We start from the raw sequence: 25,670 nt of genomic DNA on the forward strand, positions 1-25,670 counted from the left end.
GCCGTCGGTGCCGTGTGCCAGGGTGGTGCCATGGACGTCCTCGGCCGGGTCACGCTCGTCACCGGCAAGGAGGAGTTCCTCGGTGAGCGCACGGTGCAGGCCGTGCGGGCGGCGGTGCGCCGGGTCGACCCGGAGGCGGAGTTCTCTGAGGCCCAGGCCTCGGGGCTCACGCTCGCCACCCTGGGCGAGCTGTCGGCGCCGTCGCTGTTCAGCTCGGTGCGGTGCGTCGTGGTGCGCAAGCTCGAGGACCTGCCAGAGGAGTCCGTCGCCGGCCTGCTCGACTACGCCGCGGCCCCCGCCGAGGACGTCGCGCTCGTGCTCGTGCACTCCGGCGGCACCAAGGGCAGCGGGGTGCTGACCAAGCTCCGCAAGCTGTCCGGCGTCGACGAGTCGAAGTCGGGCGAGGTCAAGACCTGGGAGCTGGCCGGGTTCGTGGCCGCCGAGGTCAAGAGCCACGGCGGCCGCATCGACAAGGTCGCCGCCCAGGCCCTCGTGCAGGCCGTCGGGCAGGACCTCCGCGCGCTCGCCGCCGCCAGCGACCAGCTCGTCTCCGACGCCGAGGGCCGTCCGATCACCGAGGAGCTCGTGCGCCGCTACTTCGGCGGTCGCGCCGAGGGCAAGTCGTTCGTCATCGCCGACGCGGCGTTCGCCGGCCGCCGCCAGGCTGCCCTCGAGGAGCTGCGCTGGGCGCTGGCCTCCGGGGTGCCGTCGACCTTCGTGACGTCGGCGTTCGCGGGCTCCGCGCGCGGCCTGGCCCGGTACGCCTCGGCCAGCCGCGGCACGGGCGAGTCCGACCTGGCGCGCGAGGTCGGCGTGCCGCCGTGGAAGCTCAAGGAGCTGCGCAGCCAGTCGCAGGCGTGGACCGAGCCGGGGCTCTCCCGCGCCATCCGCGCGGTCGCCCAGGCCGACGCCGACATCAAGGGCGCCGCCAGCGACGCGCACTACACGCTCGAGCGGCTGGTCCTCACGATCACCGCCCTGCGCGAGCCGCGCTGAGCTGAGCTGAGCCGCACCGAGCAGAGCCGGGGAGACGCACGAAGGCCCGCCCCCACCGGGACGGGCCTGCGCGAAGATCAGAGAAGGGCGAGCCTCAGAGCGAGGCGGCCTTCTTGGCGATCGCGGACTTGCGGTTCGCGGCCTGGTTCTTGTGGATGACGCCCTTGGAGGCGGCCTTGTCGAGCTTCTTCGAGGCGTCGGCGGCGAGCGCCTTGGCGGCGGCGGTGTCGTCGCCCTCGGCGGCCTCGCGGAACTTGCGGATCGCGGTCTTCAGACCGGTCTTCACGGCCTTGTTGCGCTCGTGACGCTTCTCGTTCTGCTTGTTCCGCTTGATCTGGGACTTGATGTTGGCCACAGGTGTGAACTCTCGATTACGTCGGTGGGTGGAAGATCTCGGAGCGCGCGGCACGGGCCGCAGCGCGACGGACAACGTTAACAGCGGGGCGCCTGAGCCCTCAAATCCAGCCGCGCCGCTGCGCGAGCCACGTCCAGGCGACCTCCCCCTGCCACCGCTGCAGGTCGCGCAGGTACGGCGAGGCGGTCGGTGCGGGAAGCCCGGACTGGCGCAGGCTCCAGCCTGCCACGAGGGCGAGCAGTGCGTCGACGTGCGCGACCGGCACCTCGCGGGTCAGCGGCCTCGTCGCCAGCAGGGCGTCGGCGTCGTGCCCGTCGCCGCGCGGGCCGAGGAGCGCGAGCACCGTGTCGATCCACGCCGCCCCGCGCACCGGGCAGTCCCAGCCCGCCAGGAGCACGGTGCCGTCCGGGCGCACGAGGATCTGGTCGTCGCGCAGGTCGAAGTGCACGAGGGTGTCGCCCGTGGTCGCCTCGGCGCAGCTCGCCGCGAGGTCGACGGCCTCGTCGAGGTGCTCGGCCATGCCCGGGAGCAGCACGCGCACGTCGTCCCACAGCTCGGGCCAGCCAGCGATCTCGTCGCCGATCCCGGGGGCGGCTGGCGCGGACGGGGCCGGTGTGAGCAGGGCGGCGGCGCGCTCCAGGGAGTCGAGGGCGGACCCCACCTCGCGCAGGTCCCAGGGGCGCAGCGGCATCCGGCCCTCGTGGTGCTCGGTCTCGAGCACGACCCACTCGGCGGTCGGGCGTCCCGTCGCGTCCGCGCCGTCGACCCACCGCAGGCGCGGGGCCGGTACGCCGGCCGGCAGGGTCGCGAGGGTGGCGGCACGGCCGCCGAGCGCGCCGGCGAAGGCGCGCTGCGCGGTGACCGAGGCCGCGTGCACGTCGTGGCGGGTGCCGGCCGCGGTGGTCAGGACGGAGGAGAACTCCGGGGTGTAGCCCGCGGTGCGCGTGCGCGCACCGACGACGGGGGAGCCGAGCCGGGCCTCGACGAGCGCCCGCACGTGCGGCGGCAGGTGCACCCACTCGAGGCGGCGCGCCGTGCGACCGGTGGGCAGACTGCTCAGCACGGGGACGGGCGGCACGGTCCCATGCTCCCCGAGGCGCCCCGCGGATCTGGCGAATGGGGGGTGCCGGGGCGGCGTGGGATGATCGGACCTCCACCCGATGAGCCCCGCACGAGCCCGAGAGTGAGCCCGTTGTCCCGCACCAGCGCGCCGGAGCCCGGTCACACCGACCCGGCGACCATCCGCAACTTCTGCATCATCGCCCACATCGACCACGGCAAGTCGACGCTGGCCGACCGGATGCTGCAGCTGACCGGGGTCGTCGACGAGCGGGCGGCCCGCGCGCAGTACCTCGACCGCATGGACATCGAGCGTGAGCGCGGCATCACGATCAAGAGCCAGGCCGTGCGCATGCCGTGGACGGTCGAGGCCGGCAACGAGACGGGCGCCGAGCCGGGCACCTACGTCCTCAACATGATCGACACCCCGGGCCACGTCGACTTCACCTACGAGGTCTCGCGCAGCCTCGAGGCCTGCGAGGCCGCGATCCTGCTGGTCGACGCCGCCCAGGGCATCGAGGCGCAGACCCTGGCCAACCTCTACCTCGCCCTCGGCGCCGACCTGCACGTCATCCCGGTGCTCAACAAGATCGACCTGCCGAGCGCCAACGTCGAGAAGTACGCCGCCGAGCTGGCCGGGCTGGTCGGCTGCGAGGTCGAGGACGTGCTGCTCACCAGCGCCAAGACCGGGCTCGGCGTCGCGGCGCTGCTCGACGAGATCGTGAAACAGACCCCGCCGCCGGTGGGCCGCGCCGACGCCCCGGCGCGCGCGCTGATCTTCGACTCCGTCTACGACACCTACCGCGGCGTCGTCACCTACGTCCGCGTCGTCGACGGGTCGCTGACCCACCGCGACCGGATCAAGATGATGTCGTCCGGGACCACCCACGAGCTGCTCGAGCTCGGCGTCATCAGCCCCGAGCAGGTCAAGGCCGGTGAGATCGGGGTGGGCGAGGTGGGCTACCTCATCACCGGCGTGAAGGACGTGCGCCAGTCGCGCGTCGGTGACACGATCACCACCCAGAGCGCCCCGGCCTCCGACCCGCTCGGCGGCTACAAGCACCCCAACCCGATGGTCTACGCCGGGCTCTACCCGATCGACGGCGACCAGTTCGGCGACCTGCGCGAGGCGCTGGAGAAGCTGCAGCTCAACGACGCCGCGCTGACCTACGAGCCCGAGACCTCCGGCGCGCTCGGCTTCGGCTTCCGCATCGGCTTCCTGGGCCTGCTGCACATGGAGATCACCCGCGACCGCCTCGAGCGGGAGTTCGGGCTCGACCTGATCTCGACGGCTCCCAACGTCGTCTACGAGGTGACGATGGAGGACGGCTCCCGGCACGCCGTCACCAACCCCAGCGAGTTCCCCGAGGGCAAGATCGCCGAGGTCCGCGAGCCGGTGGTGCGCGCGACCATCCTCAGCCCCTCGGACTACATCGGCACGATCATGGAGCTGTGCCAGACCAAGCGCGGTCTGCTGCAGGGCATGGACTACCTCTCCGAGGACCGCGTCGAGATGCGCTACACGCTGCCGATGGGCGAGATCGTCTTCGACTTCTTCGACCAGCTCAAGTCGCGCACCAAGGGCTACGCCTCCCTCGACTACGAGCGCTCGGGCGAGCAGGCCGCCGACCTGGTGAAGGTCGACATCCTGCTCCAGGGCGAGCCCGTCGACGCGTTCAGTGCGATCGTGCACGAGGACGCCGCGTACTCCTACGGCGTGATGATGGCCGGCAAGCTCAAGGAGCTGATCCCGCGCCAGCAGTTCGAGGTGCCGATCCAGGCCGCGATCGGTGCGCGGGTGATCGCGCGCGAGAACATCCGCGCGATCCGCAAGGACGTCCTCGCCAAGTGCTACGGCGGTGACATCTCCCGCAAGCGCAAGCTCCTCGAGAAGCAGAAGGAGGGCAAGAAGCGGATGAAGATGGTCGGTCGCGTCGAGGTCCCCCAGGAGGCGTTCGTCGCCGCGCTCTCGACCTCGGAGAAGTCCGGCAAGTAGTCGCCGCGCGGCTGCACGCCATCTGGACCGGTGCGGGTCCGGAGGGTCGGGTGGGTCGGTGCGTCGGGTTATCCTCCCGGTGGGGGGTGCGTCCCGGACGGTGGGAACCGTCGGCACGGGGCGTTCTCGGACGCGGTTTCGTGGGGGAGCCGCGCCAGCCACTCGAGGGGAACGTGGCATGGAGTCGTACGACGCCAGCGGCAGCCCGAGCGCGCGAGCAGCCGAGCTGCGCGCGAGCCTGGGCACACGCCGCGAGGCCGAGAGCCTGCTGGCGGAGGCGAGCGCCGCGCGGCGCGCCGCCGCCGCCGACGCCGACGCGCTCGTCGAGGAGGCCCAGCAGCTGTCCGCCGAGCTCCTCGCGGAGGCCCGCGCCTCCGCCGAGCGTCTGCTCGCCGAGGCCGGGGTGCGCGCGGAGGCCGTCGTCGCCAGGGCGCGCGAGGAGGCGGACGCCGTCGCTCGTGAGGCGCGGGCCGCGGCCGACGCGGTGCGCGCGCGTGCCGAGGCCGAGGTCGAGGAGCACCGCCGTCGCGTGCGGGCCGAGGTCACCGCCCAGGTCACCCGCGAGCTCGAGGAGCGCAACCAGGCCGAGCTCGCCCGTCAGCAGGACCGGCAGCAGGCGGTGGTCGGCGACCTGGAGGCGTCGGTGCGGATCCTGGGGGTCTCGCTCGACTCGGCGGCCGCCAACGTCACCGAGATGCTGAGCGCGCTCGCCGAGCTGCGCACGCACACCGACGACTCCCTGGCCGCGCTCTCCGGCCACGTCGCGAGCAGCGCCGCGGCGGAGCCAGCGACGGTCGAGCCCGTCGCGGAGTCGGCCGAGGCGACGTCCGCGTCGCGGACCGCCGGTGCGGACGACCTGTTCCGCTCCACGGCACCGCGGCGCCGGGCGGTGCCCGAGGTGCCGATCCCGCCCGACCCGGTCACCTCGACCGACGACGACCCGTGGGACGGGCAGGCGCCACCGCGCACGGCCACCGAGGCCTTCCTCCGCTCGGCGCACCTCGACCACGGCGACCCGCCGCTGCCCCCGATGGACGACGCCGAGGTGAGCGCTCGCTACGCCCGCGACGCGATGCGCGCGGCGGCCCGCTCGCGTTCGCGGCGGGACTCCGAGACGCTCGGCGTCGACCCGGAGCGGGCGGCCCCGGCTCGACCAGGCCCGGACGAGCGGGCGCGCGACAGCGACGGGGGGTCGGCGGAGGAGCGCACCGGTGACCAGGCCGGCAAGCCGCTCGGCTGGCTCTTCCGCTCCCCGTGACCGGACGCGCGAGCACGCGGGCTCGCGCCGGTGACGCCACGGCCGGTGAGGAGTCGTCGGGAGGTGGCGATGGCCGCGCGTGACGTGCTCGCCGCGGCCTGGCGCCGCCGGCTGCCGGTGGTGCTCGTCGTGGTCGTCGCCGCGGTCGCGGCGCTCATCGGAGCTCAGCTCGCGCCGCAGCGCTGGACGGCCACGGCCCTGGTCCAGGTGGTCGTGGCCGAGCCTGACGGGAGCAGCGAGGTCCGAGTGCGGCCCGACGACCTCGCGGCGAGCCTCGCGGCCGCGTCACCCGCCGACGTCCGGCCGGGTGCGCCGGCGGCCGAGCTGTCGTCCGAGGGCGCGTTCGTGCGGGTCGAGGTGGAGGCAGGTGAGGCCCGCACGGCGGCCGCGCGGGCCGACGCCGTCGCCGCTGCGCTCACGCGGGCCCGGATCGGTGAGGAGCTCGGCCCGGGTGGGCCGGCGCAGGTGGTGCTCGTGGCTCCCGCGGGCGCTCCCAGCGCGACGTCGAGTCCCTGGCTCGGGCTGCTCACCGCTCTCGCGGCGCTGGTGGCCGCGGGTCTGACGGCGGTGGCCGCCGGAGCACCCGACCGGCGGGTGCTTCGCCTCGACGACGTGGCCGAGGTCGAGGCTGCGGTCGCCGCTCCGCTCCTGGCCCGGTTCGACGCGCCGCGCGACCTCACGGAGCTGCCCGCACTCACCCCCGGGACCGCCGCCGCGGAGGCGTTCCGCCACCTGGCCTGGACGGTCCGCGGCCGCGGCGCCGACGCGGCGCCACCGACCACCCGCACCGTGGCCGCCGACGTCGTCGACGGTGACGACCACGTGTGGGTCGGGGCCAACCTCGCCATCTCGCTGGCCCAGGCGGGCCGACGGGTGCTGCTCGCCGACGGACGGATGGGCGAGCGGTTCGGCGTGCCGGGCCGCCGTGCCCCGGACACCCCCGGGCTCTACGACGTCCTCGGCGGGGCCGACCTCGGGGCGGCCGTGACCCCGGGGCCGGTCTCCGGCCTGCAGGTGCTGCCGTCCGGCACGTGGGGCGACGAGCCGGTCGGCACCCTGCTCGCGCGCCGGTTCGCGGCGTTCCTCGACTCGGCCACGTCGTCGTACGACGACGTGGTGGTGCTGGGCCCGCCGCTGGAGGACAGCGACGACAGCCGGGTCATGGCCGAGGCTGCCGACCTCGTGCTCACGGTCGCGGGCGGCGCGGTGACGTTCCCGACGCTGCGGGGCCACGCGGAGCGGCTGCGCGCCGCCGGGGCGCGGGTCCTCGGCACCGTCGTCATCTCCCGGCCCTAGGGGGCTCCTAGGTGCCGCGTCCGGGGACGTCGGGCACGATCGACCGGGTGCCGTCCCTGCCCGCCCTGCCGCGCGACCTCCCTCCCGGGGTGCGCGCCATGGCCGCGCGCGGAGAGGCGTGGGCGGCGTACGTCGACGCGCTGCCGCGGCTCCTGCGCGAGCTGAGCGAGGAGTGGGGCCTGACCGCCGAGCCTGACGAGCCCGGTGGGGAGGTCGCCCACGGGTTCGCCTCGGTGGTCGTGCCCGTACGGCGCGAGGGCGAGCCCGCGGTGCTCAAGCTCGGCTTCCCCGACGAGGAGAGCGAGCACGAGGCGCTGGCCCTGCAGCGCTGGGGCGGCGAGGGGGCCGTGCGGCTGCTCGCCGCGGACCCGCGGCGCCGCGCCCTGCTGCTCGAGCGGCTCGAGCCCACGGACCTCGGGGAGCTCTGGGACGTCGAGGCGTGCGAGGTCGTCGCCGGGCTCTACGCACGACTGCACCGACCGGCACCTCCGCAGCTGCGGCGGCTCACCGACGTCGTCGACCGCGCCGTGCCCGGCCTGCGTGCCCTGCCGCGCGACGCGCCGCTGCCGCACCGGCTCGTGGAGCAGGCCCTGTCCCTGATCGACCAGCTGCGGGCCGACGACCCGGGCCGGCTGCTCCACACCGACCTGCACTACGCCAACGTGCTGGGCAGCGTCGACACGGCCGGGCGCGGGCCGTGGCTCGCGATCGACCCGAAACCGCTGGCGGGCGACCCGCACGCCGAGCTCGCGCCCATGCTGTGGAACCGCTGGGACGAGCTCGTGGAGTCCTGGGACGGCGTCCGCGGCGCCGTCCGTCGCCGGTTCCACACCCTCGTGGACGCAGCCGGCCTCGACGAGGACCGCGCCCGCGGCTGGGTGGTGGTGCGGATGGTCCTCAACGCGTTCTGGGAGTGCCAGCAGGCGGCGCCCGACCGCGGCTGGATCACGCGGTGCGTGACGCTGGCCAAGGCGGTCCAGGACTGATCCGTGAATGATTCTGCGCCCACGCCCGCCAGGCGCATCATGGGGCGCGTGGACAGCGCGGTGGGTCGGGTCAGGTCGGTCAACGTCGGCACCCCGCGTGAGGCGCCGTGGGCCGGCATCGGCCGCACCTCGATCGACAAGGCCCCGGTGGCCGGCCCCGTCGAGGTCGGTCCGCGGGGGCTGGCCGGCGACCAGGTCTCCGACACCCGGCACCACGGCGGGCGCGACAAGGCCGTCTACGCCTTCGCCCGCGAGCAGCTCGACTGGTGGACCGAGCAGCTCGGCGACCCGCTGCGCGACGGGGAGTTCGGCGAGAACCTCACCGTCGAGGGCTACGACGTCGACGCGGCCGAGATCGGCGAGCGGTGGCAGATCGGGTCGGTGCTGCTCGAGGTGGCCTCGGTCCGCACGCCGTGCAACGACTTCCGCACCTGGATGGGGCGCGGCGGCCACGACAACCGGGGCTGGGTCAAGCGGTTCGCCCAGCACGCGCACCCGGGTCCCTACCTGCGGGTCCTCGAGCCGGGCACGCTCAGCGCCGGCGACGACCTCGTGGTCGTGCACCGCCCGGGCCACGGCGTCAGCGTCGAGGTGATGTTCCGGGCGCTGGTCGGGGAGCCCGAGCTGCTGCCGCGGCTGCTCGCCGTCGACGGGCTCGTCGAGGAGGCGCGCCAGCGGGCGGAGGCGTTCGCCGCCGGCCCCGGGATGATCCGTTAGTCCGCGCCGTCCCGCACGTCGGTCGGTCGGTGTACGACGGTGTGGAACGTCGCGTACTACCGGCCGGTAGCCGCGGCTTGTGGCTGTGAACTAGGTTACTCCGCACCGACCGACCCGACCGGCCCGCTGCCCGGGCCAGCCAGGAGAAGCCATGCCCCGCACCGTCGACCCGAGCTTCGTCGATCTCCTCACGCCGAGCTTCGCCCAGCTCTTCCTCGACCGGGTCGCCGCGTCGTCGCCGCGCGAGGCCTTCCGCTACCCGGTGGACGGGGGCCAGGGGGACGGCTGGGAGTCGGTGACCTGGGCCGAGGCGGGCGAGCGGGTCACCCGGCTCGCCGCGGGCCTGCTGTCGCTGGGCATCGAGCCCGAGCAGCGCGTCGGCATCGTCTCCTCGACCCGCTACGAGTGGGTGCTGGCCGACCTCGCGATCATGTGCGCCGGGGGCGCGACCACCACGGTCTACCCCTCGACCAACACCGAGGACACGGCGTTCATCCTGACCGACTCCGACTCCCAGGTGGTCTTCGCCGAGGACGACGAGCAGGTGAAGAAGCTCCTCGAGCGCCGCGGCGACCTCGGCTCGGTCCGCAAGGTCGTGACGCTCACGCCCGTCACCAGTGACGCGGGGGACTGGCTGATCAGCCTGGAGGAGCTCGCTGAGCTCGGTGACGCCCACCTCGCCGAGCACCCCGACGCCGTGACGAGCACCGTCGCGGCGATCGGCCCCGACCGTCTCGCGACGCTCATCTACACCTCCGGCACCACCGGGCGCCCCAAGGGCGTGCGGCTCAAGCACTCCTCGTGGGTCTACGAGGGCGAGGTCATCAAGGCGCAGGGCATCCTCGGCGAGGACGACCTGCAGTTCCTGTGGCTGCCGATGGCCCACTCCTTCGGCAAGGTGCTGCTCTCCTCGCAGCTCGCCTGCGGCTTCGCCACCGCCATCGACGGCCGCGTCGACAAGATCGTCGACAACCTCGGCGTCGTGAAGCCGACCTTCATGGGTGCCGCCCCCCGCATCTTCGAGAAGGCCCACGCGCGGATCGTGACGATGCAGGCCGCCGAGGGCGGGGCCAAGGAGAAGATCTTCACCCAGGCCTTCAAGGTCGGCCTCGAGGTCGACCGCCTCAAGCTCGCGGGCAAGTCCGTCCCGCTGCCGCTCAGGGTGCAGCACGCGCTGTTCGACAAGCTCGTCTTCAGCAAGGTCCGCGAGCGCTTCGGTGGTCGCGTGCGGTTCTTCATCTCCGGCTCCGCCGCGCTCAACTCTGAGATCGCGCAGTGGTTCCACGCCGCAGGCATCCTGATCCTCGAGGGCTACGGCATGACCGAGAACGCCGCCGGCGCCACGGTCAACCACCCCGACGACTACAAGATGGGCACCGTCGGGCCCGCCATGCCGGGCAGCGAGATCAAGCTCGGTGAGGGCGACGAGGTGATGCTGCGCGGACCCCACATCATGGACGGCTACCACAACCTGCCCGAGGAGACCGCCAAGGCGCTCACCCCCGACGGCTGGCTGCACACCGGCGACAAGGGCAGCATCGACGCCGACGGCTTCCTCACGATCACCGGGCGGATCAAGGAGCTGTTCAAGACCTCGGGCGGCAAGTACATCGCCCCGCCGGCCATCGAGTCGAAGTTCAAGGCCATCTGCCCCTACGCCAGCCAGTTCATGGTCTTCGGCGAGGAGCGCAACTTCGTCGTCGCGCTCGTCACCCTCGACCCCGACGCCATCGCCGGTTGGGCGGCCGAGAACGGTCTGGACGGCAAGTCCTACACCGAGATCGTCCGCGCGCCCGCCACCCGCGAGATGGTCGGCGGCTACGTCGAGCAGCTCAACGAGCGCCTCAACCGGTGGGAGACGGTCAAGAAGTGGGAGCTGCTCGACCACGACCTCACCATCGAGAGCGGTGAGCTCACCCCGTCGATGAAGGTCAAGCGCAACGTCGTCGCCGCCAACAACAAGGACCGGCTCGAGGCGTTCTACTCCTGAGCCACGCCTGACGGCCGTCCGCCGGCTCCGCGCGGGCTCGTCGGCTGCTCGCAGTTCCCGCACAGGGAACGCACAGTCGACGAGCCCACGCTGGAGCCATGAGCGCACACGAGCACGACCACGACCACGACGAGCACCGCGAGGGACTGTCCTACGACCTGCCCCAGATGCAGGAGCGCGGGATGGTGCGCCGCACGATGGGCCGTCGCGGTCTGCTCGGGGTGTTCGGCGGGCTCGGCGCGGCGGCCGCGCTGGCGGCGTGCGGCTCCGACGACACCGTCGACCTCAGCTCGTCCTCGACCTCGTCCTCCGCGTCGAGCGGCGCCGGCCCCGGCGGCACCCCGCCCGACGGCGGCCAGGGTGGCGGCGGCTCGGTGTCCCAGGAGGGCCTCGACGACGGCGACATCCCCGAGGAGACCGCCGGTCCCTACCCCGGCGACGGCAGCAACGGCGTCGACGTGCTGAGCGAGTCGGGCATCGTGCGCCAGGACATCCGCTCGAGCTTCGGCGACGCGACCGGTGTCGCCGAGGGCGTGCCGATGACGATCAACCTGGCGGTCTACGACAACAGCAGCGCGGGCATGTCGGCGTACGCCGGCGCCGCGGTCTACCTGTGGCACTGCGACCGCGACGGCAACTACTCGCTCTACTCCGACGGCATCACCGAGGAGAACTACCTGCGCGGGGTGCAGGAGGTCGCGGCCGACGGCACCGTGAGCTTCACCAGCATCTTCCCGGCCTGCTACTCCGGGCGCTGGCCGCACCTGCACTTCGAGGTCTACCCCTCGATCGACGACGCCACGAGCGCCTCCGGCAAGCTGCGCACCTCCCAGATCGCGATGCCGCAGGATGTCTGCGACACCGTCTACGGCACCGCCGAGGGCTACGAGCAGTCGGTCTCCAACTTCGCCCAGGTGAGCCTCGACTCCGACAACGTGTTCAGCGACGGCCACTCGCTCCAGATGGCGACGCTGACCGGCTCGGTCGACGAGGGCTACACCCTGGCCCTCAACGTGCCCGTCTGAGGTCCCGCCCGGATACTGGTCGGGTGCCCTCCGCCCCACCTGTCGGCGTCCCCGCGCCGTCCGACGGGAGCCTCCCGGCGCCCGCCCTGGCCGAGTTGGGGGAGCGCCCGTTCGGGGTCTACGTCCACGTCCCGTTCTGCACGGTCCGGTGCGGCTACTGCGACTTCAACACCTACACCGTCGCCGACCTCGGCACCGCCGGAGGTGTGCCGGGCGCTTCGCGCGCGACGTACGCCGACGCGGCGGTGCGGGAGGTCGCCCTGGCCCGCGAGGTGCTGGGCGGGCCGGTGCCGGTCGAGACGGTGTTCGTGGGCGGCGGCACCCCGACCCTGCTCGCCCCTGACGACCTCGCCTCGGTGCTCCGCGCGGTCGACGACGAGCTCGGCCTGGTACCCGGCGCGGAGGTGACCACCGAGGCCAACCCCGACAGCGTCACGCTCGCCGGGCTCGAGACGCTGCGCGAGGCGGGGTTCACCCGCATCTCCTTCGGCATGCAGTCGGCGGTGCCGCGGGTGCTCGCCGTCCTCGACCGCACCCACGACCCCGAGCGGGTGCCCCAGGCGGTGGCCTGGGCGCGCGATGCGGGCTTCGACCAGGTCAGCCTCGACCTCATCTACGGCACACCGGGCGAGAGCACCGCCGACTGGGAGACCTCGCTCGACGCGGCGCTGGCCTGCGAGCCCGACCACGTCTCGGCGTACTCCCTCATCGTCGAGGACGGCACGGCGCTCGCCCGCCGGGTCCGTCGCGGCGAGCTGCCGATGCCCGACGAGGACGACCTCGCCGACAAGTACGCCGTCGCCGACGAGCGGCTCACGGCCGCCGGGCTCGGGTGGTACGAGGTGTCGAACTGGGCCCGCCCCGGGTCGCAGTGCCGCCACAACGTCCTCTACTGGACCGGCGCCGACTGGTGGGGTGTCGGCCCCGGCGCGCACAGCCACGTCGGCGGCGTCCGCTGGTGGAACGTCCGCCACCCCGCGGCGTACGCCGAGCGGATCGCGGGCGGGCTCAGCCCCGCCCACGAGCGCGAGCTGCTCGAGCCCGAGGACCGGCGCGTCGAGCGCGTCCTGCTCGAGCTGCGGCTGCGCGACGGACTGCCCCTCTCGGTGCTCGACGAGGTCGGCCGCTCGGCGGTGCCCGAGCAGGTCGACCGCGGTCTCGTCGACGTGGTCGGCAACCGGCTGGTGCTCACCGACCGCGGCCGGCTGCTGGCCGACGGAGTGGTCCGCGACCTGCTTCCCTGAGACTCCCTGGCCCTCCCTGGACCCGACCCCGACCCTTCCCTGAGAGAGCGCCGATCGGGGCCCTCCGCTGCCTAGGGTGGGGCCATGACCACCGGTCCCGACGAGTCCCGACCCGAGCACCAGCCCGGACAGCAGCCCGAGCCGACCCAGCCCTACGGCTCGGTCCCGCCGCCGCCCCCGCCGCCGCCCGCGCCCGGCCAGGTGCCCTACGGCGCGCCCGTGGCCGGTGCGCCCTACGGCGCGGCACCGGGCGCGCCGTACGGCATCCACCCGGGCACGGGCATCCCGTACTCCGACAAGTCCAAGATCATCGCCGGCATCCTGCAGATCCTGCTGCCGTTCGGCATCGGCCGGTTCTACATCGGCGACACCAGGCTGGGCGTCATCCAGCTGATCGTGACGCTGGTGACCTGCGGCATCGGCAGCCTGTGGCCGATCATCGACGGCATCATCATGCTCGTCACCGACAGCAAGGACGCCCGCGGCTACGTGCTCCGCAGCTGAGGTCGGCTCACTCCTCGGCGCACACGAAGTCGATGAGCTCCTCGACCCGCCCGAGCAGGGCGGGCTCGAGGTCGCCGTACGACGAGACGCGGCTGAGGATCTGCTGCCAGGCGCGGGCGATGTCGGTCTGCGTCGCGTGGGGCCATCCGAGGTGGGCGCAGACGCCCTTCTTCCACTCGACCGAGCGGGGGATCGTGGGCCAGGCGGCGAGGCCGAGGCGGTCGGGCTTGACCGCCTGCCAGACGTCGACGAACGGGTGCCCGACGACGAGCACGTGCTCGCCTAGGGGCGAGCGGGCGATCTCGTCGGCGATCCGGCTCTCCTTGGAGCCGGCGACCAGGTGGTCGACCAGCACGCCGACCCGCCGACCGGGGCCGGGGGAGAAGTCGCGCAGGTGGCCGGCGAGGTCGTCGACGCCGCCGAGGTACTCCACGACGACACCCTCGATGCGCAGGTCCTCGCCCCACACCCGCTCGACGAGCTCGGCGTCGTGGCGGCCCTCGACGTAGATCCGGCTCGCGCGGGCGACCCGCGCCCGGACGTCGTGGACGGCGATGGAGCCGGACGCGGTGCGGGTCGGCTTCGCGGGCGCGGTGGTGCGCGTCGGCGCGACGAGGATGACCGGCTTGCCCTCGAGCAGGAACCCCGGCCCGAGCGGGAAGGTGCGCCGTCGCCCGCGGCGGTCCTCCAGCGTCACCGTGTGCAGGTCGCGCTCGACGGCCACGATCTCGCCGACCCAGTCGGCGGTGACCTCCTCGACGACCGCGCCGAGCTCGGCGGGTGCCTCGACGGCGCGCCCGCGCTTGGGCGCGCGCCAGTCGGTCGAGAGGACGTCGGCCCCGTAGCGATCAGCCATGGCCACGACCCTAGGCAGCGCCGCCGACAGCCCCCGGCAGCACACGCCGCCGCGCGGGCTACTCCGTCCCGGACTGCTCCTGGCCGCCGGTGTCGTCGCTGGTGTCGTCGCTGGGAGCCTCGTCGCCGTCCCACTGGTCAGGCGTCTTGCCCTCCTCCAGCAGCTCGCCGGGGGCGAGGTCGCCCGCCGTCTCGGCGTCGTCGAGGCCCTCGGCCAGCGGGTTGTCCTCGCCGGGGCGGACGTCCTCGGGCAGGACGGAGTCGTCGACCTCGCCGGGGGTGGGCTCGTCGGCGTGGTCGGCGGGGCTCTCGGCAGCGTTCTCGCTCATGGACGTGAGGTACCCCACCCGTCTCAGACGAGCGGCAGCCGCTTCTGGCTGCGGGGCAGGTGCTCGTAGCCGCGTCGTACGGCGTCCGCCAGGTGCTCGGCGGGGAACGGCCACTCGGCGGCGCCCAGCGCCTCGCCCACCGGTACGCCGCGCGAGGCGAGGTCGCGGATCGTCTCGGCGACGATGCCGATCTCGTTGCGCTGCTGCTCGACGAAGTCACGGTCGACGGGGCGCCCGTGCCCGGGCACGACCACCGAGGAGGTGGTGAGCAGCCCGATCACCAGGTCGAGCGCGAGCGGCCACTCCATCGGCCAGCAGTCGGGGCCGAACCCGGGCACGTCGCCGCGCTCGGACTGCTCGACGAGGTCGCCGGCCAGCACCACGTCGGCGTCGGGCACCCGCGCCACGAGGTCGCCCGAGGTGTGGGCGCGCCCGGGGTGGACCAGCTCGACGGCCCGGTCGCCCAGGTCGAGCGTGGTCACGCTGGAGAAGGTGTGGTCGGCGGGCACGATCTCGGTCGCCTGCACCTCGGCGCGGTGCGGGTCGTCGGCGTTGTCGGGCTCGTCGTAGAGCGCCTGGATGCGCCGCCCCGCCGGCACGGTGGCCTCGGCGGCCGCCTCGTGGGCGTGGATCGGCACGGCGCCGTACGCCGTGCGGAAGGCGCCGTTGCCGAAGGTGTGGTCGAAGTGCTCGTGGGTGTTGACGATCCCGACCACGGTCCCGGCCCCCAGTGCGCGGACCTCCTCGACCACGCCTCGGGCCGCGAGGTCCGAGGCGTGGGTGTCGACCACGAGCAGCCCCGCCTCGCCGCCGACCACCGAGACGTTGACGTCGAACCACGCGTGACGCGCGACCCAGACCCTGTCGGCGACCTCGACGAACGGCGCGGTGAACGGCACCCGGCCACACTAAGGCGCAAGCCCGCTCAGCAGATGCCGGCGTGCAGCTCGTGGCGCAGCAGCAGCCCGAGCTCCTCCGCGGTGCGTGCGGGGCGTGAGAACCACAGGCTGGTGCGGTGCGCGCCGCGGGTGTCGATCCAGCCGAGCTCGGCGCCGTGGGCGGTGAGGTCGGTGAGCGAGACGTCGAGCAGCTGCTCGACCGGGGTGCCGGTGGTCCGCGCGACGACCTGCGCGAGGTCCTCGCGGTGGCAGTCGTTGGCGTGCTCCATCGAGCGCTGGAGGTAGCCGCGGTTGAGCACGAGATCGGGGGAGCGGAACGCGCGGAGCGGCACGCGAACCTGTGCCCCGTCGCGCTGCAGCACCACGAAGTCGAGGTCGAGGCCGACGTCGAGGCGCAGCTCGCCGCAGCAGGCGCAGGCCGCGGTGTCGCGGCTGCTGAGCCGCCCGGCCACGGTGAGCGTGGCGCGGCGTTCGGGCGAGCCCGCCGGGCCGACGCCGCTCGCGAAGGTGACCAGGGCGCTGCTGCCCTCGGCGGCGGCCTGCGCCATCAGCGAGCCGGGACGGCACCAGAACGTCGGGGTGCCGGCGTCGTCGCGCAGGCCGAGGCGGGAGTCGGCGCCGACGTGGGGGTGTCCGTCGACGACGAGCTCCACCTCCGCGGGACAGGCGAGGATGCTGCGGGCCAGCTCGAGGTCGTCGGCGGTGCAGGTGGTCACGCCGACCAAGGTAAGGCAAACCTAAGTGACGTCGCAAGAGCCGGCCGGGTGAGGGCGCGCGGCTCGTCGGGGGTGGCCCGACGACTGGACGCGAGTAGCATTGGCACTCGGCTCGGGTGAGTGCCAGGGCTGCGGGACCGCGGGAGGTGGGACGTGCAGGAGGAGCGCCGTCTGGCCGTGCTCCGGGCGATCGTCGAGGACTACGTCGCGACCGAGGAGCCGGTCGGCTCCAAGGCCCTGGTCGAGCGCCACGGGCTGGGCGTGTCGCCCGCGACCGTGCGCAACGACATGGCCGCGCTCGAGGACGAGGGCTACATCACCCAGCCCCACACCAGCGCCGGTCGGGTGCCCACCGACAAGGGCTACCGGCTCTTCGTCGACCGGCTGAGCACGGTCAAGCCGATGAGCGCGGCCGAGCGCAAGGCGATCGCTACGTTCCTCGACGGGGCTGTGGACCTCGACGACGTCGTCTCTCGGTCCGTGCGCGTGCTCTCCCAGCTCACGCGCCAGGTGGCGATGGTGCAGTACCCCACCCTGTCGCGCTCGACGGTGCGCCACGTCGAGCTGGTCGCCCTGGCGCCCACCCGACTGCTGGTGGTGCTGATCCTGAGCACGGGCCGGGTCGAGCAGCGCGTCGTCGAGCTCGGCTCCGAACTCACCGACGAGGTGCTCGCCGACCTGCGCGCGCGGGTGCTCGGCGCGGCCGTCGGCCAGATCATCGCCACGGCCGTCGACCAGCTGCGCGCGGCGGTGCCCCCGGTCGACGGGGACGACGTCGCCAGGGTCGTCGACGTGCTGGTCGAGGCGATGGTCGACGAGCGCTCGAGCGAGCGGATCGTGGTCGGGGGAGCGGCCAACCTCGCGCGCTACGGCGACAGCTTCGACTCCGCCGTGCGTCCGCTGCTCGAGGCGATCGAGGAGCACGTCGTCCTGCTCAAGCTGCTCGGCGAGGCCACCGGCTCGAGCGGCGGCGGGGTCACGGTGCGCATCGGCGCCGAGGGCCCCTACGAGCAGCTGTCCTCCACCAGCGTCGTGACCACCGGCTACGGCCCGCGCGACGAGGCGGTCGCCATGCTCGGCATCGTGGGACCGACCCGCATGGACTACCCGGGCACGATGGCTGCGGTGCGTGCCGTGGCCCGCTACGTCTCCCGCATCCTCGACGAGGGCTGATCGCCGGCTCCCGGACGCCCCCGCACGACTTCGCACCACCCTCGCTCCACCCTGCACCTCCCGAGAGGAACCATGAGCCAGGACCTGTACGGCCTCCTCGGCGTCAGCCGTGACGCGGATGCCGAGACGATCAAGAAGGCCTACCGCAAGGCCGCGCGCAAGCTGCACCCCGACGTCAACCCCGACCCGGAGGCCAACGCGCAGTTCCAGGAGGTCGGGCGCGCCTACGAGGTGCTCAGCGACCCGCAGAAGCGCGCGGCGTACGACCGCGGCGGGGACCCGTTCGGCCAGGGCGGCGCCGGGGGCTTCGGACAGGGTGCGGGCTTCTCCTTCACCGACATCATGGACGCCTTCTTCGGCGGGCAGGCCGGCGGCTCGGGCCAGGGACGCGGCCCGCGCCCGCGCCAGCGCCGCGGCCAGGACGCGCTGATCCGGCTCGAGGTCGAGCTGGCCGAGGCGGCGTTCGGCGTCTCGCGCGAGCTCAAGGTCGACACCGCGGTCGTCTGCGGCACCTGCACCGGCGAGGGCACCGCCCCCGGCACCCACCCGCAGGTCTGCGAGACCTGCCGCGGTGCCGGCGAGGTCGCGCAGGTGCAGCGCTCCTTCCTCGGCGAGATCCGCACGCTGCGCCCGTGCGCGGCGTGCCGCGGCTTCGGCACGACCATCCCCGACCCCTGCCGCGAGTGCGGCGGCGACGGCCGGGTGCGCTCGCGTCGCACGCTCACCATCAAGATCCCCGCGGGCGTCGACACCGGCACCCGGGTGCAGCTCGCCGACGAGGGCGAGGTCGGCCCCGGCGGCGGCCCCGCCGGTGACCTGTACGTCGAGATCCACGTCGCCAAGCACGAGACCTTCACCCGCCACGGCGACGACCTGCACTGCACGGTCACCGTCCCGATGACCGCGGCGGCGCTCGGCACCAGCTTCGAGCTGCCGACCCTCGAGGCGGACGTCGTCTCGGCGGAGGAGGCGACCACCGACCTCGAGCGGTCCTTCCAGCTCGAGGTGCCGGCGGGCACGCAGTCGGGCACGGAGCAGGTGCTCCGCGGGCGCGGTGTGCCCGGCCTGCGGGGCGGCCGCGGCGACCTGATCGTCAGCATCGCGGTCGAGACCCCCACCCGGCTCGACGCGCGCCAGGAGGAGCTGCTGCGCGAGCTCGCCGAGCTGCGCGCCGAGGAGCAGCCGACCGGTCGGGTGCGCCCGGGCAAGAAGTCGGCGTTCGGCCGGCTGCGCGACGCGTTCCACTAGGGCGGCTCGGTGACCTCGCACGTCCACCTCGTCCCGACCCTGGCCGGGGCCGCCGCCGGATCCGAGGTGGTCGTCGAGGGCGCGGAGGCCCACCACGCGGTCGCCGTACGCCGGATCGCGGTCGGCGAGGAGCTCGTGCTGACCGACGGTGCCGGCGCCTGGGCGCGCTGCGAGGTCGCGGCCACCGGCAAGCAGCGCCTGGTCGCCACGGTGCTGGAGCTCGAGGGGACCCCCGAGCCGTCCCCGGTCCTCGAGGTCGTCCAGGCTCTGCCCAAGGGCGACCGCGGGGAGCTCGCTGTCGAGGTGCTGACCGAGATCGGGGTGGCGAGGGTCGTGCCGTGGGCGGCCGCCCGCTCGGTCGCCGTCTGGCGCGGAGAGCGGGCGGCCAAGTCGCTCGCCAAGTGGCGCGCGACCGCCCGCGAGGCGGCCAAGCAGGCCCGCCGCGCCTGGCACCCGCAGGTCGACGAGCTGGCCTCGACCGACCAGGTCACCGCCCACCTCGCCGCCGCGCCGCTCGCTCTGGTGCTCCACGAGGAGGCCACCGCGTCCTTGGCCGAGGCGCTCGACGGCGGGGTGCCGGAGCGCGTCGTGCTCGTCGTCGGCCCCGAGGGCGGTCTCGCGCCGGAGGAGCTGGCGGCGTTCGAGGCCGCCGGTGCCCGCAGCGTGCGGCTCGGCACCGAGGTGCTGCGCACCTCCACCGCCGGTCTCGCCGCGGCGAGTGCCGTCCTTTCCCGGACCGGCCGCTGGGGCTGACCGGCCCCGGTGCAGGTCAGGGTCAGCGCGCGAGCAGTGCGTCGACCCGGGCGGTCTCCTCCTCGAGCTCGTCACGCTCGGGCGGGGTGAGGTCGCGGAACAGCTGCACGACGCTGACGCGACCGTCGACCACGCGCCACAGACCGTTGAGCCAGCCGTCGACGAAGACCGTGTGCGCGACCGCGCCGTTGGCGCCCTGCCAGTTGCCGCGGCTCCCGGTCGTGGTGACGCGGTCACGCTGGGCGTGGGCGAGCCAGAGCTCGTCGTAGGTGCCGAGCAGGCGCACGGGCGCGTGCTCGTCGCCCTCGGCGAGGACCCCGTCGGGGACGTCGAACAGCGTCGCGCCGAGCTCGTCCTCGTGGCGCACCAGGTCGTCCATCCGGGTCATCACCGGCCGCAGCCCCGTGACCCCGGACCACACCGAGACGTCGGCCGCGGTCGCCGGCCCGAACGCGCGCAGGTAGCGCCGCACCGCTTCCTCCGCACTCACGCCCTCGAGGGGGTGACCCGTCCAGCGCTCGAGGTGCTCGAGGACGATGCCGCCGCTGCCGCGCCACGTGCCGCGCGGGGGCAGCTGCACCAACGGCATCGTCGTGCGGGCCACCACGCCGAGGTCCGCGGCCGGGGCGCCGAGCCGAGCGGCCAGCTGCTCGGTGAGGTCGCGCTGCTCGACCGGTCCGTCGGCCAGCACCTCCTCGGCTGCGGCCCACACCTCGGTCATCGGTACGCCGACCCGCCGCGCCAGCTGTCTCTCGAGCGACGGCTGGAGCCACGGGCGCAGGACCAGCGCGTCGTCGGCGGTGTGCAGGTGCAGGGTGCCGCGGAGCGTCCCGAGCCGCACCAGGGAGGCGTCCTCGAGCCCCGCGGTGACGGCGTACGGGTCGAAGTCCTCGATGCGGGCGGCCAGGGAGAGGTACGGCGGCAACGTCTCCTGCGCCTGCAGCCCGCCGAGGTGGTGCACCACCGCAGCCGGGTCGTGCGGCGTGCGTTGCAGCAGGTGCTGGCGCGCGAGCAGCGTGCGGTTGAGCCGCCGCGCGCTCAGTCGCACCCGAGTCGCCTCACTGGACGGTGACGGTCCGGGTGTCCTCGGTCGGACCGCCGCCCTCGCCGCCCGACGGGTCGTCGGTCAGGGCGACGAACGTGTAGGTGCCGGGCGCGACGCCGGTCAGGTCGACGGTGGCCTCCCACGGGTACAACGCGTCGAGCCACCCGTCGGCCTGGGCGGACCCGTCGACGACCGCGGTGCCGGAGGCGTCGCGCAGCTCCCACGGCACCGTGCCCTCGAACGACGACGCGACGCCGGAGGCGGTGAACGACCCGTTCACGGTGGCACCCTCGGCGGGGTCGGTGACGTTGACCAGGGCGAGCACGTCGGTGAACTCGCCGGGGGTGAACCCGCCGTCGGGTGCGGTCAGGCCGAGCACCGGGCTGGGCGCCCCGTCGAGGGTGAAGGTGACCGGCAGCTGCTGCTGCAGGGCGCCCTGCACGGTGTGGACGACCTGCTGCACGGCGAGGGTCGCCTGCTCGGTGCTGGTGCCGGCGGGGGCCTGGGCCCAGCTCGCGTCGGGCAGGGCGACGTCGATGGTCGTGCTCTGCGCGGCCGCGGAGAGCGTGCCGGTCGGCAGGAGCGTGGTGTAGTCGGGGTCGAGGGCGTCGCCGGAGGTGATGAGGGCGAGCGCCTCGTTGACGGGCGAGCCGGCCGGGACGTCGCGGAACTCCCGGAACAGGCGCTGACCCAGCGGGGTGTCGCCGACGAAGTACGCCGGCACCGCGACGGTGTCCGCCGTGCCGCCCGACTCGCTGGGCGACGGGTCGGACGTCGCGGTCCCGCTCGGCGCGGCGGACGTCGCGGGCGAGGTCGGTGCGCTGCTGCTCGCCCCGTCCTCGGGGTCCGCGGCGGTGTCCTCGGTGCCGCACGCGCTCAGCGCGGCGCCGGCGACGACGCTCGCGGTGATCAGTCCGGCGAGGCGGGAGCGGTGCGTCGTACGGGTGCTCATGGAGCCATTGTCGCTGTGACGCGTGTGACTCGTGGGATCTGAGAGCTCTGCGCGGGCTCGCGTGTCGGGGCTGTGGCACGATCGCGGACGTGGACGACTGCCTGTTCTGCAAGATCGTCGCCGGCGAGATCCCCGCCGACGTCGTGCACACCACCGAGCGCACGGTCGCCTTCCGCGACCTGAACCCGCAGGCGCCGACGCACGTGCTGGTCGTGCCGCGCCAGCACTTCGCCAACGCCGCCGAGCTCGCGGCGGGCGACCCCGTCGCCTCCGCCGAGCTGGTCACGACCGCCGCCGCGGTCGCCACGGCGGAGGGCCACCCCGACGACTACCGGCTGGTCTTCAACACCGGCGCCGGCGCGGGCCAGACGGTGTTCCACACCCACCTGCACGTGCTCGGCGGGCGCGACCTCGGCTGGCCGCCGGGCTGAGCCTCGGTCATCAGGTCAGCCGGTCAGCCCCTGCAGGATCCGCAGCACCGCGAAGACGACCGGCATCCCGAACACCACGAGCAGCATCCAGGCGGTGAACCGGTGCAGCGGCTTGCTGCCGTCGAGCTTGCCGGCGAAGTCGAGCAGCGCGCCGTCGGGGACGTGGTGGGTCAGCCCCATCCGCACCGCGTCGGGCGGCAGGTGCCCACCCGGGAACCACGACGGCGGCGTGTCCTCGTCGCCGTACTCCTCGTCGAAGTCGGCGTCGGACCCGTGGTCGCCGTGCGGCATGGGGTGACCCTACGCCGCGGGGCAGGAGCCGCGGACCACCCACGACCCACCCGTGACCCGGGTCCTGTCCACAAGTCGTTGGGCGCTCGTCGCGGCGGTCAGTAGCATGGAGGGGCTCCAGCTCCTCACAGATCGGTCGCCCTCCGGGCTCAGATGACAGACGCGACACCCGCGACGCCGACGACGGCCAGCACGGACGGCTCGGCCTCCCAGCCGAAGCCCACCGTCAAGCACACCGTCTCGGTGCCCAACAGCATCAACATGGTCAGCCTCCTCGGGCCGGGCGACGAGCACCTGGGCCTCATCGAGCGGGCCTTCGACGCCGACGTGCACGTGCGCGGCAACCGGATCACCGTCGAGGGCCAGCCGGCCGAGATCGCGCTCGTCGAGCGGCTCCTCGACGAGCTCGTGACCATCATCCGCACGGGTCAGGGCGTCACGGGCGAGACGGTCGAGCGGGTGCTGTCGATGCTGCGGGCCGAGACCACCGAGCGGCCCGCCGACGTGCTCTCGCTCAACATCCTGAGCAACCGCGGCCGCTCGATCCGGCCCAAGACGCTCAACCAGAAGCGCTACGTCGACGCGATCGACAAGCACACGATCACCTTCGGCATCGGGCCCGCCGGCACCGGCAAGACCTACCTCGCGATGGCCAAGGCCGTCCAGGCGCTGCAGTCGAAGAACGTCAACCGGATCATCCTGACCCGGCCGGCGGTCGAGGCCGGCGAGCGGCTCGGCTTCCTGCCCGGCACGCTCTCGGAGAAGATCGACCCCTACCTGCGCCCGTTGTACGACGCGCTGCACGACATGATCGACCCCGAGACGATCCCCAAGCTGCTGGCCGCCGGCACCATCGAGGTCGCGCCGCTCGCCTACATGCGCGGACGCACCCTCAACGACTCCTTCATCATCCTCGACGAGGCGCAGAACACCACGCCCGAGCAGATGAAGATGTTCCTCACCCGCCTCGGCTTCGGCTCCAAGATCGTCGTCACCGGCGACGTGACCCAGGTCGACCTGCCGGGCGGCACCAAGTCCGGGCTGCGCGTCGTCGAGGAGATCCTCGACGGGGTCGAGGACCTGTCGTTCAACCGGCTCTCCGCGCAGGACGTCGTGCGCCACCGGCTCGTCGGCAAGATCGTGGCGGCCTACGACACCTTCGACGCCCGGGCCGCCTCGCCGCGACCGGGGGAGCGGCGCCCGTGAGCATCGAGGTCCTCAACGAGTCCGGGGCGACGCTCGACGTCCAAGGCCTCACGCGGCTGAGCCGCTTCGTCATGGACCGGATGCGCGTGCACCCGATGGCCGAGCTGTGCATCAAGGCCGTCGACGAGGACACGATGACCGGTCTCAACGAGAAGTGGATGGAGGGCACCGGGCCCACCGACGTGCTCGCCTTCCCCATGGACGAGCTGCGGCCCGGACTGGTCAACGAGGAGCCCGAGGAGGGCATCCTCGGCGACCTGATGCTGTGCCCGACCATCGCCGAGAGGCAGGCGGTCACCGCCGGCCACAGCACCGAGGCCGAGCTCGAGCTCCTCACCGTCCACGGCATCCTGCACCTGCTCGGCTACGACCACGCCGAGCCGGAGGAGCACAAGGAGATGTTCGGGCTGCAGGACGAGCTCCTCGCCGCCTGGCGCTCCGCGCCCGCCCCCCAGTGAGCCGCCCAGTGAGCCGCCCAGTGAGCCGCCCGGTGAGCCGCCCGGTGAGCCGCCCAGTGAGCCGCCCAGTGAACGGGCCGGTGTGAGCGGCCCCTCGATCACCGCGCTCGTCTCGGCGGGCGCGCTCGTCGTGCTGGGCGGTGCCTTCTCCGCCGCCGACGCCGCGCTGACGTCGTTCTCCCGCGCCCGCGCCGAGGAGCTGCAGGCCGAGGCCCGTCCCGGGGCCCGCGGGCTGGTCGCCCTGCTGGCCGAGCCGGCGCCGTACCTCAACACCACGATCCTGCTGCGGCTCCTGTGCGAGATCTCGGCGATCGTGATCGTGACCCGCGAGATGATGCGGATCTTCGACGACTCGTGGGCGCTCAGCGCCCTCGTGACGATCGGCGTGATGCTCGTCGTGTCGTTCGTCGTGGTCGGCGTCGCGCCGCGCACCGTCGGTCGCCAGCACGCCGAGCGGATCGCGCTCAGCGCGGCCGGGCCGATCACCGCGGTGACGCGCGTGCTCGGGCCGATCCCGCGGCTGCTGATCCTGCTCGGCAACGCGCTGACCCCCGGCAAGGGGTTCCGCGAGGGCCCGTTCTCCACCGAGACCGAGCTGCGCGAGCTCGTCGACATCGCTGAGGCCTCCGCGCTGATCGAGGCCGGCGAGCGCAAGATGATCCACTCGGTCTTCGAGCTCGGCGACACCACGACCCGCGAGGTGATGGTGCCGCGCAACGACGTGGTCTTCGTCGAGCGCCACAAGAACCTCCGCCAGGCGATGTCGCTCTTCCTGCGCTCCGGGTTCTCCCGGCTGCCCGTCATCGACGACAACCTCGACCACATCGTCGGCATCGCCTACCTCAAGGACGTCATCCGCCGCGACTTCGAGCAGCCCGACGTCGAGCTCACCCAGCGCATCGACGAGGTCATGCGCCCCGTGCACTGGGTGCCCGAGTCCAAGCCCGTCGACGCGCTGCTGACCGAGCTCCAGGCGCGCCGTCAGCACATCGCCGTCGTCGTCGACGAGTACGGCGGAACCGCGGGCCTGGTCACGATCGAGGACGTGCTGGAGGAGATCGTCGGCGAGATCACCGACGAGTACGACGAGGAGGAGGTCCTCGTCGAGCACCTCGACGGCGGGACCGTGCGGGTCTCGACCCGCTACCCGGTCGACGACCTCGTGGACCTGTTCGGCTCGGTCGTCGAGGAGGACGACGTCGACTCCGTGGGCGGGCTGATGGCCAAGCACCTCGGTCTCGTCCCGATCCCGGGCTCGCAGGTCGTGGCGCACGGGTTGCGCTTCACCGCCGAGGACACCACCGGTCGCCGCAACAAGGTCGGCACCGTGCGCATCACCCCCGTCGACCCGGACCCCTCGACCGACGAGACCCCGAGCGTGGCGTCCGCCGCCGACACCCCGAGCCAGGAGGCCACCCGTGACTGACCTGTCCACCGAGGACCAGAAGCTCGTCACCCTCGCCCGCGCCACCCGCGCCCGGACCGGTGCCGCCGAGGGCGCCGCCGTCCGCGACGCCGACGGCCGCACCTACGCCGCCGCCACGGTCGACCTGCCGTCGCTGCAGGTCTCCGCGCTCGGTGTCTGCGTCGCGATGGCCGTCGCCAGCGGCTCGCGCGGCCTCGAGGCGGCAGTGGTGCTCACCGAGGCGTCCGAGCCGGCCGGCGCCGACGTCGACGCCGTCCGCGACCTCGGCGGCGCCGGCCTCCCCGTCCACGTCGGCGACCCCCGCGGCACGATCGGCGCGACGCTCACCACCTGAGCTGTCGCAGGGTGGTTTCGAGGCGGCGCCGGCGCGCCTCCTCGACCACCGACAGCGGTGGTTGAGGAAGGACGGAGTCCTGTCTCGAAACCACTCGTGTGGTCGCGTGGTTCCGAGACGGTTGCGGC

At 73.6% G+C, this 25,670-nt stretch carries 27 protein-coding genes; 18 read left to right on the top strand and 9 right to left on the bottom strand.

All coding sequences use genetic code 11. The features are described from left to right. Nucleotides 1–30: 30 nt before the first annotated feature. Nucleotides 31–996, top strand: coding sequence for a DNA polymerase III subunit delta (gene holA / locus GRQ65_RS15990; RefSeq protein ID WP_160878986.1), 966 nt, complete (start codon nt 31–33; stop codon nt 994–996). A gap of 94 nt (nt 997–1,090) precedes the next feature. Here holA and rpsT read toward each other — a convergent pair whose 3' ends face one another. Together rpsT and GRQ65_RS16000 are read right to left on the bottom strand one after the other, a co-directional pair. Further along, nucleotides 1,091–1,351 (bottom strand): 30S ribosomal protein S20, encoded by a 261-nt coding sequence (gene rpsT / locus GRQ65_RS15995; protein ID WP_160878987.1) that lies wholly within the window; start codon nt 1,349–1,351, stop codon nt 1,091–1,093. A 100-nt stretch (nt 1,352–1,451) separates the two neighbouring features. Beyond that, nucleotides 1,452–2,429, bottom strand: coding sequence for a hypothetical protein (locus tag GRQ65_RS16000; RefSeq protein WP_337191785.1), 978 nt, complete (start codon nt 2,427–2,429; stop codon nt 1,452–1,454). A 63-nt stretch (nt 2,430–2,492) separates the two neighbouring features. Between GRQ65_RS16000 and lepA the strand changes: the two genes are divergently transcribed. The 9 genes from lepA to GRQ65_RS16045 all read left to right on the top strand — a co-directional run bounded on the left by lepA (nt 2,493) and on the right by GRQ65_RS16045 (nt 13,426). Continuing rightward, on the top strand, nt 2,493–4,406 hold the full coding sequence (lepA, locus tag GRQ65_RS16005; RefSeq protein ID WP_439331868.1) for a translation elongation factor 4: 1,914 nt from the start codon (nt 2,493–2,495) through the stop codon (nt 4,404–4,406). Nucleotides 4,407–4,584: 178 nt separating this feature from the next. Continuing rightward, nucleotides 4,585–5,664 (top strand): coiled-coil domain-containing protein, encoded by a 1,080-nt coding sequence (locus GRQ65_RS16010; RefSeq protein WP_160878989.1) that lies wholly within the window; start codon nt 4,585–4,587, stop codon nt 5,662–5,664. Between the two features lie 45 nt (nt 5,665–5,709). After that, nucleotides 5,710–6,960, top strand: coding sequence for a Wzz/FepE/Etk N-terminal domain-containing protein (locus tag GRQ65_RS16015; protein WP_337191786.1), 1,251 nt, complete (start codon nt 5,710–5,712; stop codon nt 6,958–6,960). Nucleotides 6,961–6,971: 11 nt separating this feature from the next. Further along, on the top strand, nt 6,972–7,946 hold the full coding sequence (locus GRQ65_RS16020; protein ID WP_337191787.1) for an aminoglycoside phosphotransferase family protein: 975 nt from the start codon (nt 6,972–6,974) through the stop codon (nt 7,944–7,946). Nucleotides 7,947–7,994: 48 nt separating this feature from the next. Beyond that, a complete protein-coding gene (locus GRQ65_RS16025) occupies nt 7,995–8,663 on the top strand; it encodes an MOSC domain-containing protein (RefSeq protein ID WP_337191788.1) in 669 nt (222 codons plus the stop codon). A 151-nt stretch (nt 8,664–8,814) separates the two neighbouring features. Continuing rightward, nucleotides 8,815–10,653 carry an AMP-dependent synthetase/ligase gene (locus GRQ65_RS16030; protein ID WP_160878992.1) on the top strand — a complete coding sequence of 613 codons (1,839 nt, stop codon included), beginning with the start codon at nt 8,815–8,817 and terminating at the stop codon, nt 10,651–10,653. 98 nt (nt 10,654–10,751) lie between these two features. Beyond that, nucleotides 10,752–11,678, top strand: a complete 927-nt coding sequence (locus GRQ65_RS16035; protein ID WP_160878993.1) for a peptidase associated/transthyretin-like domain-containing protein — start codon at nt 10,752–10,754, stop codon at nt 11,676–11,678. A gap of 23 nt (nt 11,679–11,701) precedes the next feature. Next, a complete protein-coding gene (hemW, locus tag GRQ65_RS16040) occupies nt 11,702–12,922 on the top strand; it encodes a radical SAM family heme chaperone HemW (RefSeq protein WP_160878994.1) in 1,221 nt (406 codons plus the stop codon). 84 nt (nt 12,923–13,006) lie between these two features. Beyond that, nucleotides 13,007–13,426 (top strand): TM2 domain-containing protein, encoded by a 420-nt coding sequence (locus GRQ65_RS16045; RefSeq protein ID WP_160878995.1) that lies wholly within the window; start codon nt 13,007–13,009, stop codon nt 13,424–13,426. Nucleotides 13,427–13,433: 7 nt separating this feature from the next. On the opposite strand, the gene GRQ65_RS16050 is transcribed toward GRQ65_RS16045, so the two are convergent. From GRQ65_RS16050 to GRQ65_RS16065, 4 genes are read right to left on the bottom strand one after another with little or no spacing between them, the layout of a single operon-like run. After that, entirely contained in the window at nt 13,434–14,282 is an 849-nt protein-coding gene (locus tag GRQ65_RS16050; RefSeq protein WP_160878996.1) for a DUF3097 domain-containing protein, read from the bottom strand. 58 nt (nt 14,283–14,340) lie between these two features. Next, on the bottom strand, nt 14,341–14,610 hold the full coding sequence (locus GRQ65_RS16055; protein ID WP_160878997.1) for a hypothetical protein: 270 nt from the start codon (nt 14,608–14,610) through the stop codon (nt 14,341–14,343). A 23-nt stretch (nt 14,611–14,633) separates the two neighbouring features. Beyond that, a complete protein-coding gene (locus GRQ65_RS16060) occupies nt 14,634–15,509 on the bottom strand; it encodes an MBL fold metallo-hydrolase (RefSeq protein ID WP_160878998.1) in 876 nt (291 codons plus the stop codon). Between the two features lie 26 nt (nt 15,510–15,535). Then, complete coding sequence (locus GRQ65_RS16065; protein ID WP_160878999.1) at nt 15,536–16,225, bottom strand: hypothetical protein; 690 nt, start codon at nt 16,223–16,225, stop codon at nt 15,536–15,538. Between the two features lie 153 nt (nt 16,226–16,378). On the opposite strand from GRQ65_RS16065, the gene hrcA reads away from it, so the two are divergent. The 3 genes from hrcA (at nt 16,379) to GRQ65_RS16080 (ending at nt 19,399) form a co-directional block, all read left to right on the top strand. Then, nucleotides 16,379–17,398 (top strand): heat-inducible transcriptional repressor HrcA, encoded by a 1,020-nt coding sequence (hrcA, locus tag GRQ65_RS16070; protein WP_160879075.1) that lies wholly within the window; start codon nt 16,379–16,381, stop codon nt 17,396–17,398. 72 nt (nt 17,399–17,470) lie between these two features. Continuing rightward, the gene (gene dnaJ, locus GRQ65_RS16075) at nt 17,471–18,646 is read left to right on the top strand and encodes a molecular chaperone DnaJ (protein WP_160879000.1); all 1,176 of its coding nucleotides are present in this window, start codon (nt 17,471–17,473) and stop codon (nt 18,644–18,646) included. Nucleotides 18,647–18,655: 9 nt separating this feature from the next. After that, nucleotides 18,656–19,399 (top strand): 16S rRNA (uracil(1498)-N(3))-methyltransferase, encoded by a 744-nt coding sequence (locus tag GRQ65_RS16080; protein ID WP_160879001.1) that lies wholly within the window; start codon nt 18,656–18,658, stop codon nt 19,397–19,399. 22 nt (nt 19,400–19,421) lie between these two features. Here the strand turns inward: GRQ65_RS16080 and GRQ65_RS16085 are convergent, their stop codons facing one another. Together GRQ65_RS16085 and GRQ65_RS16090 are read right to left on the bottom strand one after the other, a co-directional pair. Next, complete coding sequence (locus tag GRQ65_RS16085; protein WP_160879002.1) at nt 19,422–20,447, bottom strand: DNA glycosylase AlkZ-like family protein; 1,026 nt, start codon at nt 20,445–20,447, stop codon at nt 19,422–19,424. 10 nt (nt 20,448–20,457) lie between these two features. Further along, on the bottom strand, nt 20,458–21,396 hold the full coding sequence (locus tag GRQ65_RS16090; RefSeq protein WP_160879003.1) for a Gmad2 immunoglobulin-like domain-containing protein: 939 nt from the start codon (nt 21,394–21,396) through the stop codon (nt 20,458–20,460). Nucleotides 21,397–21,485: 89 nt separating this feature from the next. On the opposite strand from GRQ65_RS16090, the gene GRQ65_RS16095 reads away from it, so the two are divergent. Next, entirely contained in the window at nt 21,486–21,827 is a 342-nt protein-coding gene (locus GRQ65_RS16095) for an HIT domain-containing protein (protein WP_160879004.1), read from the top strand. Between the two features lie 15 nt (nt 21,828–21,842). On the opposite strand, the gene GRQ65_RS16100 is transcribed toward GRQ65_RS16095, so the two are convergent. Continuing rightward, a complete protein-coding gene (locus tag GRQ65_RS16100; RefSeq protein ID WP_160879005.1) occupies nt 21,843–22,118 on the bottom strand; it encodes a hypothetical protein in 276 nt (91 codons plus the stop codon). Nucleotides 22,119–22,271: 153 nt separating this feature from the next. Between GRQ65_RS16100 and GRQ65_RS16105 the strand changes: the two genes are divergently transcribed. The 4 genes from GRQ65_RS16105 (at nt 22,272) to GRQ65_RS16120 (ending at nt 25,542) form a co-directional block, all read left to right on the top strand. Beyond that, nucleotides 22,272–23,324, top strand: a complete 1,053-nt coding sequence (locus GRQ65_RS16105; protein ID WP_160879006.1) for a PhoH family protein — start codon at nt 22,272–22,274, stop codon at nt 23,322–23,324. Further along, a complete protein-coding gene (ybeY, locus tag GRQ65_RS16110; protein ID WP_160879007.1) occupies nt 23,321–23,782 on the top strand; it encodes an rRNA maturation RNase YbeY in 462 nt (153 codons plus the stop codon). The genes GRQ65_RS16105 and ybeY overlap by 4 nt, the downstream gene beginning before the upstream one ends. A gap of 82 nt (nt 23,783–23,864) precedes the next feature. Continuing rightward, nucleotides 23,865–25,208, top strand: a complete 1,344-nt coding sequence (locus GRQ65_RS16115) for a CNNM domain-containing protein (RefSeq protein WP_160879008.1) — start codon at nt 23,865–23,867, stop codon at nt 25,206–25,208. Then, complete coding sequence (locus GRQ65_RS16120) at nt 25,201–25,542, top strand: cytidine deaminase-like protein (protein WP_160879009.1); 342 nt, start codon at nt 25,201–25,203, stop codon at nt 25,540–25,542. The genes GRQ65_RS16115 and GRQ65_RS16120 overlap by 8 nt, the downstream gene beginning before the upstream one ends. Nucleotides 25,543–25,670 lie beyond the last annotated feature (128 nt).

It is taken from the genome of Nocardioides flavescens (assembly GCF_009823805.1).
Taxonomy (GTDB): Bacteria; Actinomycetota; Actinomycetes; order Propionibacteriales; family Nocardioidaceae; genus Nocardioides; species Nocardioides flavescens.

Bases quoted from the DNA above. Each gene is read 5' to 3' on its own strand.
- GRQ65_RS16090 (WP_160879003.1), bottom strand. From the start codon at position 21,396: ATGAGCACCCGTACGACGCACCGCTCCCGCCTCGCCGGACTGATCACC.
- lepA (WP_439331868.1), top strand. From the start codon at position 2,493: ATGATCGGACCTCCACCCGATGAGCCCCGCACGAGCCCGAGAGTGAGC.
- GRQ65_RS16010 (WP_160878989.1), top strand. From the start codon at position 4,585: ATGGAGTCGTACGACGCCAGCGGCAGCCCGAGCGCGCGAGCAGCCGAG.
- GRQ65_RS16050 (WP_160878996.1), bottom strand. From the start codon at position 14,282: ATGGCTGATCGCTACGGGGCCGACGTCCTCTCGACCGACTGGCGCGCG.
- GRQ65_RS16045 (WP_160878995.1), top strand. From the start codon at position 13,007: ATGACCACCGGTCCCGACGAGTCCCGACCCGAGCACCAGCCCGGACAG.
- GRQ65_RS16055 (WP_160878997.1), bottom strand. From the start codon at position 14,610: ATGAGCGAGAACGCTGCCGAGAGCCCCGCCGACCACGCCGACGAGCCC.
- GRQ65_RS16105 (WP_160879006.1), top strand. From the start codon at position 22,272: ATGACAGACGCGACACCCGCGACGCCGACGACGGCCAGCACGGACGGC.
- dnaJ (WP_160879000.1), top strand. From the start codon at position 17,471: ATGAGCCAGGACCTGTACGGCCTCCTCGGCGTCAGCCGTGACGCGGAT.
- GRQ65_RS16030 (WP_160878992.1), top strand. From the start codon at position 8,815: ATGCCCCGCACCGTCGACCCGAGCTTCGTCGATCTCCTCACGCCGAGC.
- GRQ65_RS16035 (WP_160878993.1), top strand. From the start codon at position 10,752: ATGAGCGCACACGAGCACGACCACGACCACGACGAGCACCGCGAGGGA.
- holA (WP_160878986.1), top strand. From the start codon at position 31: ATGGACGTCCTCGGCCGGGTCACGCTCGTCACCGGCAAGGAGGAGTTC.
- GRQ65_RS16100 (WP_160879005.1), bottom strand. From the start codon at position 22,118: ATGCCGCACGGCGACCACGGGTCCGACGCCGACTTCGACGAGGAGTAC.